We start from the raw sequence: 15,231 nt of genomic DNA, 5'->3' as shown, positions 1-15,231 counted from the left end.
GGCGGGAATTCGACGACACTAGGACCGGGAAGGGGGTACTCCGAGGGCGAGGAGGGCGGTGTCGTCGTCGAGGCCGTCCCCGAAGCCCTCCAGCAAGCCACGCAGCTCGGAGACGACTTCGGGGGCCGACGCGGGCGCGTGGGCGGTGGCGAAGGCGAGCAGGGCTTCTTCGCCGTACAAGCTGGCGCGGCTGGGGCCGGTGCGGGCCTCGGTGAGGCCGTCGGTGTAGAGGACCATCGTGTCGCCGGGGCCGAGGGTGGTCTCGGCGGTGGTGAAGGGCGCGGCAGGCAGGACTCCGACGAGGAATCCGCCCGGGGTGGGCAGGAAGCCGGCACGCCCGCCGGCTCGCAGGACGAGAGCCGGCGGATGCCCACCCGAGGCCAGACGGATGGCGACCTGACCGGTCTCGGGGTCCGGCTCGATGGTGCCGAAGATGGCTGTGCAGTAGCGCGGGTCACCGTCCGCGGCGTACCGATCCCGCAGGACGGCGTTCAACGTCTCCAGCGCCGCGGCGGGTTCGGGGTCGTGGAGGGCGGCGGCACGCAGGGTGTAGCGGGCCAGGGAGGTCAGCGCCGCCGCCTGGGGCCCTTTGCCGCACACGTCGCCGATGAAGAACGCCCACCGGCCGCCGTCCAGCGCGAACACGTCGTAGAAGTCGCCGCCCAACTGGTCGGGATAGGCGGTGTGGTAGTAGGTGGCCGTCTCCATGCCGGGCATGACGGGCAGCGTGCTGGGCACGAGCGACTTCTGCAGGACGGCCAGTGCGTCGGTCAGCCTGGCCCGGTCCGTCTCGGCCTGCCGGCGTGTCTCCGCGATCTGGGCGTACGCCTCCTCCGCCGCCGCGCGTGCCTCCTGCGCGTCGCGCTGCCGGCGCAGGAGTTCTTCCTCGTAGGCGCGCCGGTCGGTCGCGTCGAGGACGGTGGTGCGGATCAGCAGGGGCTCACCACCGCTGCCGTGCTTGATGACGGACGAGACCAGTACGGGAAGTCGCCCGCCGGGGGACCTCATCTCCAGGGCGATGCCCCGCAGCCGGCCCTGCATGCGCAGCAGCGGCGCGAAGTGGGTCTCGTGGTAGAGCTTGCCGCCGACCGTGAGCAGGTCGGCGAACCGCATGCGTCCGACGACGTGCTCGCGTTCCAGGCCGAGCCACTGCAGCAGGGTTGCGTTGATCTTGGCGACGGTGCCGTCCATCAGCGTGGACAGGTAGCCGCAGGGCGCCGACTCGTACAGGTCTTCCGCGCTGTCTTCCAGCAGTGCGGTGAAAGCGGTGTCGGTGTGGGTCTCGCTGTCCGGTGGTTCCGGCTGCTCGCCCGACCGGCACATCACGGCAGGGCCTTGAGGAAGCCGAGGACGGCTTCGGCGGTGGCTTCGGGCGCGCTCAGCTGGGGGCAGTGGCCGGTGGCGTTCAGCGTGACCAGGCGGGAGGAGGGGATCGCGGCATGCACGTAGGCGCCGACCTCGCGCGGCGCGATGACGTCCTGAGTGCATTCCAGGACCAGCGTCGGCACCGTCACGCTCTCGAGGTCGTCCCGGCTGTCGGACAGGAAGGTGGTACGGGCGAAGACCCGGGCCATGTCGGGGTCCGTGGCGCAGAAGCTGTTGGTCAGTTCCTGCCCGAGTTCCGGCCGGTCCGGGTTGCCCATGATGACGGGGGCCATCGCGGAGGACCAGCCCAGGTAGTTGGATTCCAGCGAGGCGAGCAACTCGTCGATGTCCTGGGTGCTGAAGCCGCCGCGGTAGCCCTCGTCGTCGATGTAGCAGGGTGAGGGAGCCACCATCACCAGCGCCCCGATGCGTTCCGGCGCGGTCCGCGCGGCCAGTACGCCGACCATGGCGCTGACCGAGTGCCCGACGAACACCGCCTCGCGCAGGTCCAGTTCCCGGCAGATGTCCACCACGTCCTGCGCGTAGCCGTCCAGCGACGAGTACCGCTCCTCGTCCCAGGCGGACAGATCGGAGCCGCCGGAGCCCACGTAGTCGAACAGGACCAGCCGGTAGCGCTCCGCCAGGGCGGGCACGAGGAGGCGCCACATGTTCTGGTCACAGCCGAAGCCGTGCGCCAGCACCACCACCCGCCCCTCGGCGGGCCCGGTGACCAGGACGTTGTTCCTGCGGCGGACATCCATGCCGACGTTCCTTCCATGCTCCATGTGCTTGAACTTGCCCGGCCGGGGCCCGGGATCATCGGGATCACCTGATGGCCCGGGCCGGCCGCTCTCGCCGGTACGGCGCCGCCGGCGGACCCGGCGGCATCACGCTCCGGGTTCGAGCCCGCGCACCGTGGCCAGATCGGCCAGGCCCGAAATGCTCATCACCGGAGCCAGCAGGGTGGTGACGATTAGTTCGAGCCGGTCGGCGTGCGCGAAGAGCACGCTGAGGCCCGCGCTGTCCAGGTACTCCACCGCCGTCAGATCCAGCACGAGGGGCCCGGGGTGGCCGTCGAGCGCTTCGGCGAGCAGGCCGACGTTGCTCATGTCGACCTCACCGGTGACCGTGAGCTGCCGGGTGCCGTCGTCACGGCGGCCGGGTTCCAGGGTGAGCGGAGTGGTCATCAGGCGATCCTCGTATGCATGTCGACGGTGGTGCCGGTGGTCGTGGGCGTGATGGTGACCTGCTGCATCAGGGAACGCATCAAGTTCACCCCGCGCCCCCGGTGCGTGTTGAGCTCCGGCTGCGGGTGCTTCCACCGGCCGGTGTCGGTGACGGTGAGGCGCAGATCGTGCACCAGGGCTTCGGCGCGCAGGCGGACGGTGTCGCCGGGCGCGTCGCGGTGGCCGTGCTCGATGGCGTTCGCGCAGGCCTCGCCGACGGCGACCAGGATGTTCTGCACGGTGTTCGGCGGCAGCTCGCACTGGGCCAGCCAGCTGCGCAGCGCCTTGCGGACCGGGGCGAGCTGGGCGGACTCCGCGGGGAAGGACACCTCCAGGGGCGCGGGGTGGCGGTACAGGAGGAGGGCGACGTCGTCGTCGTACCCGTCCGCGGGGGCCAGTTGGGTCATGACCTGGGTGGCCAGGTCGTCGACAGCGGCGTCGCGGCCGTTCTGCACGGCTTCGCTGGCCTGGCCGATGCCCGCGTCCAGCGGACGCCGCCGGCGCTCGACGAGACCGTCGGTGTAGAGCAGCAGGGTGCCGCGCGCGGGCATGACGCACTCGTCCTCCGGGCGCTGCCGTCCCGGGCGGACGGCCAGCGGGAGTGAACGCCCGCCCTCCAGGAGCGTCGTGGAGCCGTCCGGGTGGGTGAGGATGCCCGGCGGATGCCCGGCGCTGGAATACGTCAGGCGGCCGGTCTCCGGGTCGAGGACGGCGCAGAAGACGGTGGTGCACATCGCGCCCGGGACGGTCGCGGCGAAGTGGTCCAGGGCCATCAGCGTCTGGCTGGGACTGGCGTCCTGCAGCAGCAGGGCGCGGCACGCGCTGCGCAGTTGTCCCATGACGCTGGCGGCTTCCAGACCACGGCCCACGCAGTCGCCGACGACGATGCCGATACGGCCGTCGGGCAGGGTGATGGTGTCGTACCAGTCGCCGCCGACCTCCAGGGGCTGGGTGGCGGGCTCGTAGCGGACGGCGAACCCGTCCGGCAGCCGGGACGGGCCGAGGATGGCGCGTTGCAGAGCGAGGGCGGTCTCGCGCTGCTGGTCGATCTGGTGGGCGCGGGTCAGGCCCTGGGCGAGGTGACCGGCCAGCAGCGAGAGCAGCAGCTGGTCCTCTTCGGTGAAGGGACGGCGTTCGCCCAGGTCGATCCAGACGACCATCGGTCCGGCCGGGTGCTCGATGCGGACGACGGCTCCGGTGTCGCCGGGGACCGCCGTGAGCACGGGCCGTTGCCGCATGTCCGCGATGGCGCGCCGGCGCTCGGCCGGAAGCTGCTGCCAGGCGGTGGCGTCGGTGGCGGTGAGCGAGGGTTCGTCGCCGCCCTCGAAGACGGCTGCCAGCACGCACCGGGCCCGCCACAGCTCCTGAAGCCGGTCCAGGGCGCCGGAGAGGGCTTCCGGAAGGCTCGTGGCCTGGGACAGGCCGGTGCTCAGGGACGCGAGCGCGCTCTCGCGCTGCACGGCGTAGTGCTCGGCCGTCACGTCCCGGAAGGTGCCGACCGTGACCCGGCGCCCGCTGTCGGGGTCCTGGACATGGGCGAAGGTGGCCGTCACCCACAGCCGGTGACCGTCGCGATGGGACACGGGAATGGTGTAGGAGCCCTTGGATTCGCCGAGGAGCCGCTCGAAGGCCTCGGCGACCTGCCGGTGCGCTTCGGGATCGGTGGCGGCGTCCGGCCACCACGGATGGACCGGAGCGTAGGGAAGGTCTTCCGGCCCGTAGCCGAGGATGCCGGTGAAGGCCGCGTTGACCTCGACGACGGCCCCGTCCTCGTCGCAGACGAAGAAGGCTTCCTGCAGCGAGTCCACCAGGGCGGTGCGCCAGCGGGCGTGGTGGCCGCGCAACCGTGCCAGCTCGACGTTGCCCCGTACCCGGGCGAGCAGTTCGGCCGCGGCGAACGGCTTCACGAGGTAGTCGTCGGCACCCGCGTGCAGTCCCTCGATGGACGCCTCCTGCCCGGCCCGCGCGGACAGCAGCAGCACCGGCACGGAGACCGTGCGCGGGTCGCCGCGCAGTGCCCCGACCAGTTGCAGTCCGTCCAGCCGGGGCATCATCACGTCGCTGACCACGAGGTCGGGCGCGTTGCCGCGGATGGCGTCCAGCGCTTCCTGCCCGTCGGTGACGGCGTCGACCCGGTATCCGGCACCGGTCAGGATGCGGGTGAGGTATTCGCGCATGTCCGCGTTGTCGTCCGCGATCAGCACCCTCGCGGACGACGGGGCGTCCGCTCCACGGGACATCACGGACCCGTCGTCCGGGAGCCGCTCCGGGCCGGCCCGGCGGTCGGCCCGGTCCGAGGGCAGCCAGCGCAGGGCCTCTTGCAGATAGGGGTCGGCGATGGTGGAGACCGCCGTGCTGCCCTGGCCGCCGGCGACCGCCGCCGCGGGCAGGTGACCCGTGCCGAGCGGCAGCCGGATGGTGAAGGAGGTGCCCTGGGACTCGGCGGACTCGGCGGTGATGGTGCCGCCGTGCAGGCCGACGAGTTCCTTCACGAGGGCGAGACCGATGCCGCTGCCTTCGTTGGAGCGCGAGCGGGCGTTCTCGATGCGATGGAATCGTTCGAACAGGCGCGGCATCTCCGCGGGGGAGACGCCGATGCCCGTGTCGGCGACCCGGACCACCGCCCAGCCGTCCTCCCGCCGCACGGTGACACGGATGGAACCCGCGAAGGTGAACTTCAGCGCGTTGCTGAGCAGGTTGAGGACCACCTTCTCCCACATGTCCCGGTCGACGTGGACCGGCTCGTCCATGGGCGGGCAGTCGATGTCGAAGCCGAGGCCCGCCTTCTCGACGGCGGAGCGGAACACGCTGGCCAGTTCGCTGGTCGCGGCGGCCAGGTCGACCGGTTCGTAGGTGGCCTGCATCCGGCCGGCCTCGATCCGGGAGAAGTCCAGCAGCGTGTTGACCAGCTTGCTCAGCCGCAGCCCGTTGCGGTGCATGAGGTCGAGTTCCTGGCGCACCCCCGGGTCGTCCTGGCCGAGCCGGCCGCGCAGTTCCTCCAGCGGGCCCATGATCAGGGCCAGCGGGGTGCGGAACTCGTGGCTGATGTTCGAGAAGAACGTCGTCTTGGCGCGGTCCAGCTCCGCCAGTTCCTCCGCACGCTGCTGCTGGGCCTGGTAGGTCCGGGCGCTGCTGATGCCCGACGCCAGGTGGCCGGCGGTCAACTCGACGAAGCCCCGGTAGCCGTCGTCGAGGACGCGGTACCGGTTCAGGGCGGCCACCAGGAACCCGTAGGGCGTGTTGCCCTGCTGGAGCAGCGGCACGATCAGGGCCTGGGTGGGTGGCTTGTCCCAACTCCCGGACGGCAGGGCGTCGAACGCGGAGCCTTCCAGCGGGACCAGCACGGACTCCCCGTGGGCCGCGGCGGCCGTGGGCCACACCGTCTGCGGCTCGTCCGTGCGCAGCACCGAGGGGGCCGCCGGATGGCCGCCGGGGATACCGGTGGCGGTCGCCAGCCGGGCGGAGCCGTCGTCCTCGAAGAGGTAGGTCAGGGTGAAGGGGAGGTCCTTGGTGTTGCGGCTCAGCTGCTGTCCGGCGAAGGACAGCATTTCCCGTCCGGTACGGATGACGCTGGGGTCGGAACCCAGGTCGCGCAGGGTGGCCATCCGCCGCTCACCGATGACGCGTTCGGTGTCCTCGCTGACCACGCACAGCATGCCGACCACGGCACCGGAATCGTCCCGCAGCGGACTGTAGGAGAAGGTGTGGTAACTCTCCTCCGTGTAACCGGAACGCTCCAGGAACAGCAACAGCGCTTCGTCCCAGGTCGCTTCACCCGTGTCCAGGACCCGGTCGATGCGGGGCCCGATGTCGTCCCAGATCTCCGCCCACACCTCGGCGGCCGGCCGGCCCAGTGCCCAGGGGTACTTGCGTCCCAGGGTGTCGCGCCGGTAGGCGGCGTTGCAGAAGAAAGTGAGGTCCGGCCCCCACGCCATCCACATCGGGAACCGGGACGACAGCAGAATGCTGACCGCCGTCCGCAGACTCTGCGGCCAGCCGGACGGCGGACCCAGCGGAGTCGCCGCCCAGTCGACCAGCGCGAGGTCGGGGCCGACCTCGCTGTCGGCGCAGAACACGTCAGCCCAGGCCGCTGTGGGTGCCTGCTGCTGGGCGTCCTCTGAGTGCGACATGCCGCGGCCTTTCCGTTCGTCCGAACGCCTGTCAAACGCTGCCCTGCGGGCCGGCCTGTCCGTGGGCCGGCCCGTCACGACCGCTCGCCCCCGTGTCGCACGGGCGGGTCCGACCTGTGTCCATGAGCGAACCCGCACCCTGCACGACGCCGTACGACGGGTGAGCGCGTCCGCTCCGCCCGTCCGGGCGTCGTCGTCACCGCCCCGGCTCACTCGGATGACCGGGAGGGACGTACTGTGGTGAAGACCGGGCTCCGCTGCCTGAAGCTCCGCTGCTGTCCTCCGCGAGAGGTACGACTACGTAGGATAAACCAGTTGATCCGGGAACCCGACACGCAGGCCCCCGGGGTGCCCGGCCCGGCAGAGCACAGCAGCGGAGGACACGAGCCGATGACAGGGCACCCTCACGGCGTTGCCGCTCGTCCGCTCGTCCCACAGGTCGTCCCACAGGAGAAAAGGTGACCGACGCAGAACGCCCTTTGCTGATCTCTCAGGAGTCGCACCCCAGCGGTCGGCTGCTGCTGCGAGTGAGCGGTGACCTCGATCACCACACCTCGTCACATCTCAACCAGGCAGTGGCCGGCATGACCTTCACTCCTGCGGCAGACGTGATCGTCGATCTGACAGAGCTGGAATACTGCGACTCCACGGGCCTGACCGCGCTCATCAGCACCTACCAGCGCGCCCAGGCCGCCGGCGCCACCCTGTGCATGGCCGGACTCAACTCCGGCCTGGAACGGATCGTGCGCATCACGGGACTCGACCAGGTCTTCGTCATCTACCCCACGGTTGAAGAGGCGCTGGCCGGACTCCGGTCATGACCGCCGGGGCCACTGCCTCCGGCCCGCGGCAGCCGTAGGGCGACAGGCGCCCACGCCACGGCGCCGGGCCCCTCCGGGAAGCCCGGCAGCCGCGTCGACAGGACGAGCCTAGCTACTCGGCTCTGTGATCATCTTGAGCATGGCCCGGGCCGTGTTGTTCTCGGAGTCGATCCCGTGGACCTCCGCGCCGTCGAACGTGACGGGCTCGGCACCGCGGGCGAACACGGCCTGTTCGTACGCGGTGAGCGCGGCCTCCACATCGTCGGGGTACGCGGCGAGGGCCTTCCCGAGGTCGGCACCGTCGAGCATGGCCAGATTGGCGCCTTCGCCGTTCGGGGCGGCGAGGTGGGCGGCGTCACCGAGCAGGGTCACGCCCGGCACCCGCTCCCACCGGTGCCCGGCCGGCAAGGCGTAGTGGGGGCGCAGGACGGGGGCGATGTCGGTGTCCGCGATCAGCGCGGTGAGCTCCGGCGCCCAGCCGTCGAACTCCCGGGCGATCCGCGCGGCCGCGGCGGAGGCGTCGGTGAAATCGACGGCGGCGAACCAGTCCAGCGGCCTGGACAACGCCACGTAGGCGTGCAGGGTGTCACCGCTCTCCCGGTGAGCGAAGATCTCCTTGCCGGGAGAGGGGGCGATCATCGAGCCGCCGCCCACCACCTTCGCGGCGGCCGGGTGCCGGGTGTCGGCGTCGTACAGGTAAGTCTCGACGAACGAGGTGCCGACGTACTCGGGTGCGGCGCCGGAGAGCAGCGGCCGTACCCGCGACCACGCGCCGTCCGCGCCGACCAGCAGGTTCGTGACGACGGTGCCGCCGTCGGCGAACGTCACCTCGTGGCGGCCCCCGCCCAGGGCGCGGGTGCCGCTGACCTTGCGGCCCCACCGGACGGCTGCGGCCGGGAGCGAGTCGAGCAGGATGCGGCGCAGTTCCCCGCGCTGTACCTCGGGGCGTCCGCCCGTGCCGTCGTCGGCCATCTCGTGCAGGACGGTCCCGTCCTGCTCGACGAGCCGCATCGTCTGGCGGCCTTCGACGACTATCGCGTGGAACTCGTCCATGAGGCCGGCCGCCTTGAGCGCGAGCTGTCCGTTGTAGTCGTGGATGTCGAGCATCCCGCCCTGTGCGCGGGCGGTCGGGGAGGACTCGGCCTCGTGGACCACGGCCGGGATGCCGTGCACGTGCAGGACGCGGGCCAGTGTGAGTCCGCCGAGCCCGGCGCCGATGATCGTGACGGGGGTGCGCATGGTGACTCCTCGGGGTCGGGACCGCCGGTCTCCGGCAGCTTTCCTGAAACCGTGTCAGGACCGGCCTACAGAACGCCGACGCCGGACCGGCTGTCCCCGACAGACGACCGACACCCACCCGACAGGGCACTGAGCCGATTCCCCTATCGACCATGCTCATGATGCGCGCATTGCTGCCGCACCTCCCGCGATCGCCCGGACAGGCCCGCACTCCAGGCACAGGAAGGCGTGGGCGAGCCATCGGAGGTTCGGGAGCGCGGAACACGCAGCCCCCGATCCACGACGGCGCGCCCACGCCGTGCGGAGAGACGGCGCGCCCACGCTGTGCGCAGAACCACCGCACCGGAGTCAGTGGAAGACCGTGCCCGCCGTGGCGGTTGCGGTGGCGGGGGCGTGGCGGGCGTCCTCGGTGTCGCTCGCCCAGGCCACATGACCGTCCGGGCGGACGAGGGCCGCGCGGACGGCCGACCAGGCGGGGCGCGGGGTGGCGAGCCGCGCGCTGTGGAAGACCACGTCCGTACGGGGGCCGACGGCTTCGGCTCCGGACTCGCCGGTGAGGTCCAGCAGCACGTGGCGTCCGTCGCGCAGCAGCTCGAACAGTCGTACTCCGCTGGTGAACCGAAGGTCCGGCGCCCGCTGTCCGGTCAGCGGGTGCGCGTCCGGCTCCCGCGGAGGATAGGCGACCGACAGCCCCGACAGCCGCTCCGCCAGCGTCAGGCTGAACTCCGGGACGGTGGTGATGAGCTGTCCGAGCAGCGCACGCAGCGCATGGCCCTCGTTGGAGTACGTCGTCATCAGCCCGGCCTGCGCCTGGGTGTGCATCAGCAGCTCGGTGCCCACGGGGTGGCGTTCCGCGTGGTAGGTGTCGAGCAGTTCGTCCGGGGCCGAGCCGTGGAAGACGGCGGCCAGTCTCCAGCCCAGGGCGGTCGCGTCCTGGATGCCGACGTTCAGCCCCGGCCCGCCCGCGGGAAAGTGCATGTGCGCCGCGTCCCCGGCCAGCAGCACCCGGCCGCTGCGGTACTGGGCCGCCTGCCGGGCGGCGTTGCCGAACCGCGAGAGCCAGCGCGGATCGCGCATCCCGAAGTCGGTGCCCGCGATGCGGGTGACCGTGGCGCGCAGTTCCTCGAAGGTCAGCTCGCCGGGATGGTCCGGCCGCAGGCTCACCGGATCGTTGCCGACGATCCGGCTGACGCCGCCCGGGAGCGGGAAGACCATCAGGTTGCCGTGCGGCCCCGAGAACGAGGGTGTCCCGGGCGGCGCGTCGAGGACCACGTCCCCGAGCCAGGCCCACAGTGTCGCCGGTGTGCCGGGGAAATCTATGCCCGCGGCCTGGCGCACGGTGCTGCGGGTGCCGTCGCAGCCCACCACGTACGCCGCCCGCGTCAGCTCGCTGCCGTGCGGCCCCTCGACGGTCACGTCGACGTGGTCCGTTCCCGGCCGGAGCCCGGTGACCCGGTGCTCGCGCAGCACTTCGGCACCGGCGCTCGTCGCGTGCGCGGCGAGCAGCTCCTCGGTACGCGCCTGGGGGAGCGCGAGGGTGAACGGGAACGGTGTGTCCAGCGGAGCGAAGTCCATCCGCTCGCGGAGCGCGGCGAAGTGACCGCTGGGGATGCGGACCCCGTCCCTGAGGAACGGCTCGACCACGCCCCGGCAGTCCAGCACCTCCAGGGTCCGCGGATGCACGGTCAGGGCCCGCGAGTGCGGGTCGGGGTGCTCGCGTGTCTCCAGGACCGTCACCGGCACGTCCCGCAACCGCAGCTCGGCCGCGAGCCACAGCCCCACGGGGCCCGCCCCGACGATGACGACACGGTCCTCAGTACCGCTCCCGCCGCTCTCGTCCGCCCTGCTCGTCCCGCCCATCCGGTCAGTTCGTGTCATTTGAGGCGTTCGCTCCCTATGCGTCATGGCCCCTCCTTCGGAGCAGCCACCGACCTCGTCTTGGTCAGTGACCAATCGACTGCTTCCAGTAGACTAGGTCAGTGACCAAGAATCAAGCAAGCGGGGACGACGGCAGCCGGGCGAAGCTCGGTCCCGAAGCGGTGGTGAGGGCGGCGCTCGGACTGCTCGACGAGCGGGGCGCGGACGCGGTCTCCGTGCGCGGCACCGCCGACCGGCTCGGCGTCCGCATGAACACGGTGCTGTGGCACGCCAAGACCAAGTCGCGGCTGCTGGAACTGATGGCGGACGCGATCGCCGCCGAAGTGCCGCTGGACGACCTGCCCGGCGACTGGCGCGAGCGGGTGCGCGAACTCGCCCACCGCTACCGGGCCACCCTGCTGGCCCACCGCGACGGCGCCGCGCTGGTGACCGGCACCTACGCCGCCGAGCCCGGGACGCTGAGGTTCGCCGACACGCTGCTGGAGGCACTCCTCGCCGGCGGACTGGGGGAGCGGGAGGCGGCCTGGGCGTTCTGGACCGTGCTGTACCTGACCCTGGGCCTCACCCAGGAAGAACAGGCACTGAGAGGGGAGACCGAGCACACCCTGGCGCCGGCGCTGACGGCCGGCGGCTATCCCTCGCTCGCACGCGTGGCGCCGTACATGGAGGACATCGACTTCGCCGAACGCTTCGACTTCGGCCTGTCACTCATTCTCGACTCACTCACGCACAGGTGAGAGGAGGCCGGCCCGGACGCCGTCTTGACGGTGTCGCGCGGCAGTGGGCCGCACGCACCGAGGAGGCGGCCCCCATGGGGGCCGCCTCCTCGGTGCGTGCAAGTGGTGTCAGCGCGAGCGCCCCGTCAGCAGTCGGTAGAGCAGCAGCACGATCACGGAACCCACGATCGCGGCGATCCAGGTCGAGAGGCTGAAGAAGCCGTTGATCGAGTGGACGCCGAAGATCACCTTGCCGAGCCAGCCGCCGAGCAGGCCACCCACGATGCCGATCAGCATGGTCACCAGGCAGCCGCCCGGGTCCTTGCCGGGGGTCAGGGCCTTCGCGATGGCGCCCGCGATGAGGCCGATCAGGATCCAGGCGATGATGCCCACGAGGTGTTCCTTCCGTTGTGCTGTGGTGACGCCGAGAACCCGGGGGTGGGGTTCCGACGTACTCACGGATATCCCCCACGGAGCGGGATATGTCGACCAAGGGTCCCCATTTCTGCCCGGCCTTCGATACCGAGGCGGCCGTCCGGTGTGCCGTGACCGGGGACACCGCTGTCGCGCCCGCCAGGTGCGGCTGCCGGGGCGTTCTCCTCGGACCTGCGTCCGACACCGCCGAATGGCCGCGCCCCGGCACCATCACCACGGTCGGCGGCACCGCGCACCCTCGCGGAGGCCGGGCGGCCGCCCCCTACACTGTGTGGGCGTACGGACGTAGGCGGTGAAGCGGGCGGGACGGGAGAGAACGGTGTCGGGCAGCGTCGGTGGATTCGAGGACCCGTCCGTGGAAGTTCTCACCGAGGCCGCGGCCGCCTTCGGACTGTTCGCCTCCGCGGCCCGGCTGCACATCATGTGGGTGCTGTCGCAGCACGAGAGTGATGTCACGCATCTCGCCGACCGGGTGGGTGGTGCGCTGCCCGCGGTCAGTCAGCACCTGGCGAAGCTCAAGCTGGCCGGTCTCGTCGGTGCCCGCCGTGAGGGCCGACGGCAGGTCTACTACGTCGCCGACCCGGACGTCGTGACGGTGGTGCGGGTGATGGTCGGACAGCTGACCGAGCGCTCCTCGCCCGCCCAGGCGCCGGTGCGCCGGCTGCGTGGGATCGGTGGCTGAGGACGCGGCCGCTGCCGGGGAGCGTGCCGGGACGCTGCGGCCGATGGCTGTGCCGGCGTCCGGCGAGGAGTCCCGTCCAGGAACTTCCGTGCCGACCGTGCTGGAGGTGTTGCGCCGGCTGGACAGCGGCCCGCGGGGTCTGACGGAGGCGCAGGCCGAGGAACGGCTGACCCGGCTGGGTGAGAACACTCTTCCCTCCCACCGCGAGGCTTCCTGGCCACGGCTGCTCGTACGCAGCCTGCGGGACCCCTTCACCGCGGTGCTGGGCTGCCTGGGGCTGGTGTCGGCAGCCGTCTCCGCCTGGGCGACCGCCGCGGTGATCCTGCTGCTCGTCGTGGTGAGCTGCGTGCTGCGCGCCGCCGGGGAGCACCGGGCGGACCGTTCGGCGGCCGCGCTGCGCGAACTGGTCGCCACGACCGCCACCGTTCTCCGGCGCCCCGCCGAGAACGCCGTACCGGAGGCCCGCGAACTCCCCGTGGCCGACCTGGTGCCCGGGGACGTGATCCGGCTGGGCCCGGGCGATCTGGTGCCGACGGACGTACGCCTGCTGCGCGCGAGCGGCCTGACCGTGCACCAGTCCGCGCTGACCGGGGAGTCCGCGCCCGTCACGAAGTCCGCCGGCGACCTGCCCCGCGCCGCCGCCGACGGGCCGTTCGACCAGCCGCAGCTCTGCTTCCAGGGCAGCAGCGTGGTCTCCGGCAGTGCCACCGCGGTCGTCACCGCGACCGGCGCGCACGCCCGGTTCGCCGCCGTGCGCGGCCGCGCGGCGGACCGGCCCGGCGCGAGCGCCTTCGACCGGTCCGTCCACGGCATCTCCTGGATCCTCATCCGGTTCATGCTGCTGACTCCGCCGCTGGTGCTGATGGCGAACACGGCGCTGCGGGACCGCGGTCTGGAGACGCTGCCGTTCGCCGTGGCGGTCGCGGTCGGGCTCACCCCGGAGATGCTGCCGGTCCTGGTCACCCTGTGCCTGTCCCGGGGAGCCGCGCTGCTGGCCCGCGACCACGCGGTGATCGTCAAACGGCTGCCCGCGCTGCACGACATCGGCACCATGGACGTCCTGTGCCTGGACAAGACCGGCACCCTGACCCAGGACCGGGCGGTCGTCGACCGCGCACTCGGCCCGGACGGCCGAGACGAACCCGGTGTCCTGCACTGGGCCGCCGTGAACGCCTGGTGGACTCTCCACCTCGTCGACCTGCCACGCCCCGACGCCCTCGACGAAGCGATCCTGGCCGCCGCGGACGAGGACGCGCTCATGGCGTACGACGGTGTGGCGGCCGTGCCCTTCGACCCGGCACGCCGCCTGGCGACCGCGCTGATCAGAACGCCCGGGCGGCTCGGCGCGCACACCCTGGTCGTCAAGGGAGACGTCGAAGCGGTCCTGGACCGCTGCGCACTCGCCGGCCAGGAGCGGGACCGCGTACGCGAGCTGGCCGCCCGGCAGGCCGGCGGAGGTGTGCGCGTCCTGGCGGTCGCGACGGCCGAGCGCCCCGCCGCGGCGCGCGACCACGCACTCTCCGACGCACGCGGGCTCACCCTCCGCGGCCTGCTGACCCTGCGGGACGCGCTCGCGCCCACCGCGGCGGACGCGCTCAAGGTCCTGGCGGGCCAGGGCGTCGGCGTCAAAGTGCTCACCGGCGACCACCCGGCGACGGCCGCGCGCGCCTGCCTCGACCTCGGCATCCCGACCGGGGGCCGTGCGGGCGCCGTGCTCACCGGCGACCGTATCGACACCCTCACCGACGCCGAACTCACCGAAGCGGCACGCCGTACGACCCTCTTCGCGCGCTGCACCCCGGCACACAAGGCCCGGGTCACCCGGGCACTGCGCGGGGCCGGGCACACGGTCGGCTTCCTCGGCGACGGCGTCAACGACCTGCCGGCGCTGTGCGCCGCCGACGTCGGCATCGCCCCGCGGGCAGCCGCCGACGTGTCCCGGGAGGCCGCGGACGTGGTGCTCGCGGAGAAGGACCTCACCGCGATCGCCCACGCCGTCGCCGCGGGCCGGCACGCGGGCGGCAACATCGCCACGTACCTGCGCGTCACACTCTCCTCCAACCTCGGCAACGTCATCGCGATGCTGGGCGCCGGCCTGCTGCTGCCCTTCCTCCCGATGCTCCCGGCACAGGTCCTGATCCAGAACATGTGCTTCGACGCGGCCCAGCTGTCCTTCGCCCACGACCGCCCCCACCCGGCCGTGCTACGGCGTCCGGCCGTGCTCGACCCCCGTGCCCTGCTGCGGTTCATCATCGGTTTCGGCGCGCTCAACGCCGTCGCGGACCTGGCCACCTTCGGTGTTCTCGCGCTCTTCCTGTACGGGCCGGGAACCGGCGACGACGAATCGGCGTTCCACTCAGGGTGGTTCACCGAGAACCTGCTCACCCAGGCCCTGGTGATGCTGCTGCTGCGCGCCGGCCGCCGGGGTGCCGAGCGCCGCACGGCGGGCCCGGTCACGTGGGCGGCCCTGGCACTCGCCGCCATCGGCCTGATCCTGCCCCTTTCCCCGTGGGGCCCCGTGCTCGGCCTGACCGCCCTGCCGGGCCTGTACTACCTGTTGCTCGGCGGCGTACTGGTCCTCTACACCGCGGGCCTGGTGGCTGTTCGTACGCGCCATGGGCGACGAGGCGACGGTGGACCCGGCCCGTCCGCACGGGCCGGTGCCGCCCGTGCGGATCTCTTTGCTACATTGCGCAACTAAGCAATTGAAGCGGGGTGTCTGCATCGCCCGCCGCGTAC

General features: G+C 72.0%; 11 protein-coding genes. 4 read left to right on the top strand and 7 right to left on the bottom strand.

Annotated elements, in window-relative coordinates; translation table 11 throughout:
• Window positions 1-18: 18 nt before the first annotated feature.
• The 4 genes from ABZ858_RS19765 to ABZ858_RS19750 form a co-directional block, all read right to left on the bottom strand.
• On the bottom strand, window positions 19-1,323 hold the full coding sequence (locus ABZ858_RS19765) for a SpoIIE family protein phosphatase (RefSeq protein WP_361379745.1): 1,305 nt from the start codon (window positions 1,321-1,323) through the stop codon (window positions 19-21).
• Window positions 1,323-2,126 carry an alpha/beta hydrolase gene (locus ABZ858_RS19760; RefSeq protein WP_361379742.1) on the bottom strand — a complete coding sequence of 268 codons (804 nt, stop codon included), beginning with the start codon at window positions 2,124-2,126 and terminating at the stop codon, window positions 1,323-1,325. Before ABZ858_RS19760 ends, ABZ858_RS19765 begins: the two co-directional genes overlap by 1 nt.
• A 126-nt stretch (window positions 2,127-2,252) precedes the next feature.
• Entirely contained in the window at window positions 2,253-2,552 is a 300-nt protein-coding gene (locus tag ABZ858_RS19755) for an STAS domain-containing protein (RefSeq protein ID WP_361379739.1), read from the bottom strand.
• Window positions 2,552-6,721 (bottom strand): SpoIIE family protein phosphatase, encoded by a 4,170-nt coding sequence (locus ABZ858_RS19750; protein WP_361379736.1) that lies wholly within the window; start codon window positions 6,719-6,721, stop codon window positions 2,552-2,554. Before ABZ858_RS19750 ends, ABZ858_RS19755 begins: the two co-directional genes overlap by 1 nt.
• Window positions 6,722-7,179: 458 nt before the next feature.
• Here ABZ858_RS19750 and ABZ858_RS19745 point away from each other — a divergent pair, with 458 nt between their 5' ends.
• On the top strand, window positions 7,180-7,542 hold the full coding sequence (locus ABZ858_RS19745; protein ID WP_361379733.1) for an STAS domain-containing protein: 363 nt from the start codon (window positions 7,180-7,182) through the stop codon (window positions 7,540-7,542).
• 108 nt (window positions 7,543-7,650) lie between these two features.
• On the opposite strand, the gene ABZ858_RS19740 is transcribed toward ABZ858_RS19745, so the two are convergent.
• On the bottom strand, window positions 7,651-8,781 hold the full coding sequence (locus tag ABZ858_RS19740; protein ID WP_361379730.1) for an NAD(P)/FAD-dependent oxidoreductase: 1,131 nt from the start codon (window positions 8,779-8,781) through the stop codon (window positions 7,651-7,653).
• 348 nt (window positions 8,782-9,129) lie between these two features.
• The gene (locus ABZ858_RS19735) at window positions 9,130-10,641 is read right to left on the bottom strand and encodes an FAD-dependent monooxygenase (RefSeq protein ID WP_361380217.1); all 1,512 of its coding nucleotides are present in this window, start codon (window positions 10,639-10,641) and stop codon (window positions 9,130-9,132) included.
• A gap of 119 nt (window positions 10,642-10,760) precedes the next feature.
• Here ABZ858_RS19735 and ABZ858_RS19730 point away from each other — a divergent pair, with 119 nt between their 5' ends.
• Window positions 10,761-11,396, top strand: coding sequence for a TetR/AcrR family transcriptional regulator C-terminal domain-containing protein (locus ABZ858_RS19730; protein ID WP_361379727.1), 636 nt, complete (start codon window positions 10,761-10,763; stop codon window positions 11,394-11,396).
• A gap of 108 nt (window positions 11,397-11,504) precedes the next feature.
• On the opposite strand, the gene ABZ858_RS19725 is transcribed toward ABZ858_RS19730, so the two are convergent.
• The gene (locus ABZ858_RS19725; protein ID WP_361379724.1) at window positions 11,505-11,768 is read right to left on the bottom strand and encodes a GlsB/YeaQ/YmgE family stress response membrane protein; all 264 of its coding nucleotides are present in this window, start codon (window positions 11,766-11,768) and stop codon (window positions 11,505-11,507) included.
• Window positions 11,769-12,129: 361 nt separating this feature from the next.
• Here ABZ858_RS19725 and ABZ858_RS19720 point away from each other — a divergent pair, with 361 nt between their 5' ends.
• Together ABZ858_RS19720 and mgtA are read left to right on the top strand one after the other, a co-directional pair.
• Complete coding sequence (locus tag ABZ858_RS19720; protein ID WP_361379721.1) at window positions 12,130-12,492, top strand: metalloregulator ArsR/SmtB family transcription factor; 363 nt, start codon at window positions 12,130-12,132, stop codon at window positions 12,490-12,492.
• A 43-nt stretch (window positions 12,493-12,535) separates the two neighbouring features.
• Window positions 12,536-15,193, top strand: coding sequence for a magnesium-translocating P-type ATPase (gene mgtA / locus ABZ858_RS19715; protein WP_361379718.1), 2,658 nt, complete (start codon window positions 12,536-12,538; stop codon window positions 15,191-15,193).
• Window positions 15,194-15,231: the final 38 nt, after the last annotated feature.

This window comes from Streptomyces sp. NPDC047017 (assembly GCF_040644175.1).
Taxonomy (GTDB): Bacteria; Actinomycetota; Actinomycetes; order Streptomycetales; family Streptomycetaceae; genus Streptomyces.
Note: the sequence above shows the minus strand (reverse complement) of the source record. Positions and strands in the feature narration are given on the sequence as shown.